The sequence below is a fragment of the Phyllobacterium sp. P5_D12 genome, assembly GCF_054049495.1.
Map to the genome: position 1 here is coordinate 1 of NZ_JBFUMG010000532.1, position 3054 is coordinate 3054.

Sequence of the window (3054 nt, forward strand, 5' to 3'; positions counted from 1 at the left end):
GAGTGAAGACGGGTACAAGCCCCGCAGCCTTTTGCTCGATATCTACAAAGCCGAGCTTCGAGTTGTCATAGACCACAAGTTTAATCGGAAGCTTTTCCTGTACCGTCGTGAGAAGATCGCCCATCAGCATTGTCAGACCGCCGTCGCCGCAAAGGGCAATCACCTGGCGGCCGGGTTGGGCCTTCTGAAGCCCCAGTGCCGTAGGCATCCCGCCCGCCATTGTTCCGTGGAGCATGCTCGCGAAGGTCCGGCGCTTGCCGTCCGTCTCAATATGCCGCATCATCCAAACTGCTGCTGTTCCATCGTCAGCGGCGAACAGGGCGTCTTCCGCGGCCAATTTGTTGATTATCTTGGTAAGATATGTGCCCGATATCTTCTCGTTCTTTGACGGAGTTTCGGCATCTGCCGCCTTCTTGTCCTCTTGGTAGCGGTTGATGAACTCACGCATGAAGGTTTCATCACGGTGTTGTTCAAGACGGGGAAGCAGCGCCTCGAGTGTAGCTTTGATCGTTCCGACGACTCCAATGGTGACCGGATGTCTGCGGCCGATATGGGTCGGATCAATGTCGATCTGGATGATCTTGGCTTTGTCAGGGTAGAATTGCCTCCAGGCAAAGTCGGCTCCCAAGAGGAGAAGAACATCACAGTGAAGCACTGCCTTGTAACCAGCGGCTCCGCCGATCATGCCCGTCATTCCAACGTTGTACGGGTTGTCATGAGACACGAAGTCCTTGCCGCGAGAGGTGTGGGCCATGGGTGCTTTCAACCTAGCGGCCATCGATACAATAGCGTCATGTGCGCCTTCGCATCCAGAACCAGCGTATATCGCAATGTTGGTACTTGAGTTCAGTATGGTCGCGATCTCATCGAGATCGTCCTCGCTTGGGCGAATAACCGGCACCCTTGCGTGGACACTGTAGGGGGGCTCATCATGTACCGGTGCGTCGGCTATGTCCGCCGGCACCACAAGTACAGCCACACCGCGGCGCGTTAGAGCGGCCTGGCAGGCGGCGACGATCTTACGACGGGCCTGTTCCGGGGTCGTAATCATGTCGCAGAATACGCTGCAGCCCTTGTACACTTCAACCAGATCGACCTCCTGTATCGACTGAAATCCGAGGTCACTTCTGAAAATCTGCGTCGCGATCAAGATGACGGGCGCACGATTACGGTTGGCTTCGTAAAGACCATTGATGAAGTGCAGACTACCCGGGCCGCATGTTCCCGCGCACGCAGTCAACCTGCCCATCAACGACGCCTCGGCCGCAGCGGCGAAAGCGCCAGCCTCTTCATGGCGCATGTGCACCCAGTTGATATCGCTTTTGTCGATCGACTGAGCGATCTGGTTCATTGTGTCGCCAACAATCCCATAGCATGTCTTGACTCCCGCGTTTTGCAGGGTCTCGACAAGCATCTCCGCGACTTTCTTGCTCATTGGGTATTCCTCTTGTTAGTGATCAGCTAAAAATTCAAGTTTTTGCACCATCGTCCGGACGCAGGGGTTCGCTTCCCAAACGCAAGTTCCGATGAACTCCTGGTCTCGTGTGCTCGCTATGAAGTCAGGTCGTCAGGCCGCAGATATCGATAGACGCATCGTTCGAACTGCTCGTACCGTTTCATCAGACCCGGTTCGCAAAACGGAAGCGACTGGCTCATGAATACCGCTGCGACATTCGATGTCCGATCTATCCAGTAATGCGAATTCAGAACGCCAGCCCACCCGACTGACCCGGCACCTCTCATTCCCGGGATATCATCTTCGTTGCGTAGAAAACCAAAGGTGTGTGTATGGCGGGTACCAGGGAAGGGATCGACATCTGCGGTAACTGGAGCGCACGACACCATCCTTGAGAATGAAAGGCCGTTCATCTGGTCAGTAAACATCTCATCTATGGACGCCGATGACAGGATGCGATTGCCATCTAGCTCGCCGCCGTTTAGGAATAGCCTCAAGAATCTCAGATAGTCCGGCGCTGTGCTGTATAGCGCAGTGCCCATGCCGTAGAATTCCGGATGAGAGGGCGGATCCATCAGGACCTCGGCAAACTCACCGTCCGCCGACCTGCCTGAGACAGCGCAAAGATTGGTCCGCGCTACATCATCCACCTCGAAATAGGTATTGCGGAGGCCGAGGGGCTCGAAAATTTCCTCAGTACAGAACTTGTCAATTCTGCGACCGTCCACTGCTTCCACAACGAGGCCCAACCAATCGATGCTCGGGCCATAGCCCCATCGGGTGCCAGGCTCGGACATCATCGGATAGCACATCGATTGGAGAGTTCCATTGATGATGCTGGGATGGCCTGTCCTTTCGATATATTCAGCCACATTCGGATTCCAGAATTCGTATTCCAGCCCCGATGTATGCGTAGCGAGGTGTCGTACTGTTGCCTGTGCCTTGGGGGGTCGTAGGATCGCTTTTCCGTCCTGATATCCATCCAGAACACCAATTTGAGAGAACTGAGAAACGATGTCGGCGACTGGTGTGTCTGGGCCTAGCAGGCCCCTCTCGATCAACATCATGATAGCTACGGCGCAGTAGGGCTTCGACATCGAAAAGATTCTGAATACCGTATTTTCGTCTGCGCGCAGTCCCGGAGCAGCATCGCCCGAGGCTCCTGAGAATCTAACTCCGTCGCTATCACAGACCATCGCGACGAGAAATGGAGCGTCCCCCATGGCTACGCTGAAGTCGACAATCCGCTGGAGCTCCAAGGATCCCGTCGATGGGAGGCTCCCATGCGGTTGCAATATGGTTAGCTCGTTGAGCCCGTTGGCTTCGAAAGCTTCTTCGAGCGACAACATGTCCGTGTCTCCATAACCGAGTTTCCGCGGTCTCGCCCTACTTGACGAAACCGCTAGTGACTGCTCGACAGTAGGTGAATATTTCGACCTCAAGTGAGTCGTGATATGTTAATTATTGCAAATCGCCGCTGAGGAGGCTCTGGATCGTAATGAACTCCGACGAACGTGGCATCGCACATTTCGGCCCGTTTACCCTCAATGTCGCTGAGCGGAGCCTGACTAGGAATGGGTCGATCATCCCGTTGGGCG

Annotated in this window: 2 protein-coding genes; both read right to left on the reverse strand. The window is 55.0% G+C overall.

What is annotated here, in order from left to right; translation table 11 throughout:
• On the reverse strand, nt 1-1435 hold a 1435-nt coding region (locus ACXJ5O_RS23025; RefSeq protein WP_457301936.1), incomplete at its 3' end, for a thiamine pyrophosphate-binding protein.
• Between the two features lie 116 nt (nt 1436-1551).
• The gene (locus ACXJ5O_RS23030; RefSeq protein WP_457301937.1) at nt 1552-2805 is read right to left on the reverse strand and encodes a serine hydrolase domain-containing protein; all 1254 of its coding nucleotides are present in this window, start codon (nt 2803-2805) and stop codon (nt 1552-1554) included.
• Nucleotides 2806-3054: the final 249 nt, after the last annotated feature.

Excerpts from the sequence above, each read along its gene's own strand:
- ACXJ5O_RS23030 (WP_457301937.1), bottom strand. The coding sequence starts at position 2,805 with ATGTTGTCGCTCGAAGAAGCTTTCGAAGCCAACGGGCTCAACGAGCTA.